We start from the raw sequence: 2,706 nt of genomic DNA, 5'->3' as shown, positions 1-2,706 counted from the left end.
CGGGTCGGCCAGAGCCTTCAATACGTCACTGTCGACTGATGTCACCATGGGCTGATACGTTACCCGTGTCGGGCCCGCGAAGCGAGCCCCCCTTCTCCCGGCCGCCACCGGGGACACCTGCGCGTCCTTGGCACCACGACCGCTGCCCCGAAGGACTGGACACCCAGATGACCAACTCCCCGCCACCAGCACCGGACCCGAGACTCTCGGCGGGCGCCGCCCGCCTGGCCCTTCGCTACGACGGCACCTTCGCCCCCGAGACCGTTCAGCGCCTGCTGGCCGACTCCTACCGGCTCCTCGCCGAGGGCGCCACGGTCCGCACCCACCTGATCGTGCTGGCCGAGCGCCTCACGGCAGAGCGCCTGGACGCCCTCGCCCACTCCTCCCGCCCGGCGGCCGACGCGGCACCGCGCGTGCTCTTCGTCTGCACCGGCAACGCGGGGCGCTCCCAGCTCGCCGCCGCGATCCTTGCCCACCTCGCGCAGGGCGCCGTCCAGGTCTCCTCGGCCGGCACCCGGCCCGCCGCCGAGCTGGACACCCACGTGGCGGAGGTCTTGGCGGAGGCCGGAGTGCCGCTGCCCGAGGATGTGTTCCCCAAGCCGCTGACCGAGGAGGTCGTGGCCGCTGCCGACGTGGTGGTCACCATGGGCTGCGGTGACGCCTGCCCCCTCCCCGCGGGCCGCCGCTACCTGGATTGGCCCGTCCCCGACCCGGACGGCGCCCCGATCGAGCGCGTGCGCGCGATCCGCGACCAGATCGGCTCCCGCGTCCAGGCCCTCCTTACCGAACTCGCCCACACCCAGGCGAAGTAGCCCCAAACCGTGTCCGGCCCACACCCGGGCGCGGCTGTCCGCACCAACCGAAGGAACCGCCCACCATGACCACCGCGCCGACCGCTTCCGTGCTGTTCGTCTGCATCCACAACGCTGGCCGCTCCCAGATGGCCGCCGGGTTCCTGCGCCACCTCGCGGGCGACCGCGTCGAGGTCCGCTCCGCCGGCTCGATCCCGGGCGACCAGATCAACCCCTCGGCCGTCGCCGCGATGGCCGAGCTGGGCATCGACATCTCCGACCAGAAGCCGAAGGTCCTCACCACCGAGGCCGTCCAGGCGTCCGACTACGTGATCACGATGGGCTGCGGCGATGCCTGCCCGTACTTCCCCGGCAAGAAGTACCTCGACTGGAAGCTGGACGACCCGGCCGGCCAGGGCGTCGAGGCCGTCCGCCCGATCCGCGACGAGATCAAGGGCCTCATCGAGGGCCTGATCGCCGAGATCGACGCCAAGACCGTCCAGAGCCAGGAGAGCTGAGCATCTTCATGTCGACGAACTCCGAGACCGGCGCCGAGGTGCGCGAGGTCATCATCATCGGCTCCGGCCCGGCCGGGTACACCGCCGCGCTCTACACCGCGCGGGCCTCGCTCAAGCCGCTGGTCTTCGAGGGTGCCGTCACCGCCGGTGGCGCCCTGATGAACACCACCGAGGTCGAGAACTTCCCGGGCTTCCGGGACGGCATCATGGGCCCCGAGCTGATGGACAACATGCGCGCCCAAGCCGAGCGGTTCGGCGCCGAGCTGATCCCGGACGACGTGGTCGCCGTCGACCTCACCGGGGGCATCAAGACCGTCACCGACTCCGAGGGCACCGTGCACCGGGCCAAGGCGGTCATCGTCACCACCGGCTCCCAGCACCGCAAGCTCGGCGTGCCGAACGAGGACAAGCTGTCCGGCCGGGGCGTCTCCTGGTGCGCGACCTGCGACGGCTTCTTCTTCCGGGACCAGGACATCGCCGTAGTCGGTGGCGGTGACACCGCGCTGGAGGAGGCAACCTTCCTCTCCCGCTTCGCCCGCAGCGTCACGATCATCCACCGCCGTGACTCGCTGCGCGCCTCCAAGGCGATGCAGGAGCGGGCCTTCGCCGACCCGAAGATCAGCTTCGCCTGGGACAGCGCCGTCGAGGAGATCCACGGCGACCCGAAGCTCTCCGGCGTCACCCTGCGCGACACCACCACCGGCGAGCTGCGCGAGCTGCCGGTCACCGGCCTGTTCATCGCGATCGGCCACGACCCGCGCACCGAGCTGTTCACCGGTCAGCTGGACCTTGACGCCGAGGGCTACCTCAAGGTCGAGGCCCCCTCGACCCGCACCAACATCTCCGGCGTGTTCGCCGCGGGTGACGTGGTGGACCACACCTACCGTCAGGCGATCACCGCCGCCGGCACTGGCTGCTCCGCCGCGCTGGATGCGGAGAGGTTCCTCGCCCACCTGGCGCACGCCGAGCAGGAGCAGGCCGCCGTCGCGGTCTGAACCGACCGCCGAGGTTGGCCCAGGGCCTGCGGCCCCGGGCCAGCCTTCGGTAGTCCTGACCTGGAGTGTTGCCAGGGGGTAACCACATGGACACGTACGATGAGGAACGGGGTAAGAGCATAGACGCTTGGGTGGAGGCCGAACTGGCCGCCTCACCCGAGTGGGGGCCCGAGAAGTACGACATCATCCGCCAGCGTTTGGAGGACGGCGCATCCGCTGTCGCGGCTGAGGAGTAGAGGGCGCGGGCCGCAGGCTGCGGCCGACACGACAGTGCCGTGGGGGGGGGGCCGGCGGGGCGCGGCCCCCCCCCGGGCCGGGGGGGGGGGGGGGGTGGTGGGGGGCCCGGCGGGCCCCCCCCCCGGGGGGGGCCAACAAAAAAATAACGGGGGGGCCGGCGGCCTC

4 protein-coding genes are annotated in these 2,706 nt (G+C 71.7%); all 4 read left to right on the top strand.

Annotated elements, in window-relative coordinates; all coding sequences use genetic code 11:
- The first annotated feature begins 167 nt into the window (after positions 1-167).
- The 4 genes from ACIRD3_RS37970 (at position 168) to ACIRD3_RS37955 (ending at position 2,540) form a co-directional block, all read left to right on the top strand.
- Positions 168-812, top strand: a complete 645-nt coding sequence (locus ACIRD3_RS37970) for a low molecular weight phosphatase family protein (protein WP_402226035.1) — start codon at positions 168-170, stop codon at positions 810-812.
- A 65-nt stretch (positions 813-877) separates the two neighbouring features.
- Positions 878-1,309 carry an arsenate reductase ArsC gene (locus ACIRD3_RS37965; RefSeq protein WP_402226033.1) on the top strand — a complete coding sequence of 144 codons (432 nt, stop codon included), beginning with the start codon at positions 878-880 and terminating at the stop codon, positions 1,307-1,309.
- Positions 1,310-1,317: 8 nt separating this feature from the next.
- Entirely contained in the window at positions 1,318-2,304 is a 987-nt protein-coding gene (trxB, locus tag ACIRD3_RS37960; RefSeq protein ID WP_402226031.1) for a thioredoxin-disulfide reductase, read from the top strand.
- A gap of 86 nt (positions 2,305-2,390) precedes the next feature.
- Positions 2,391-2,540 (top strand): hypothetical protein, encoded by a 150-nt coding sequence (locus tag ACIRD3_RS37955; protein ID WP_402226026.1) that lies wholly within the window; start codon positions 2,391-2,393, stop codon positions 2,538-2,540.
- Positions 2,541-2,706 lie beyond the last annotated feature (166 nt).

The sequence above is a fragment of the Kitasatospora sp. NPDC093550 genome, from assembly GCF_044764985.1.
GTDB lineage: Bacteria > Actinomycetota > Actinomycetes > Streptomycetales > Streptomycetaceae > Kitasatospora.
The sequence above is the reverse complement of the archived record's forward strand: the minus strand, read 5'-3'. Positions and strand labels throughout refer to the sequence as shown.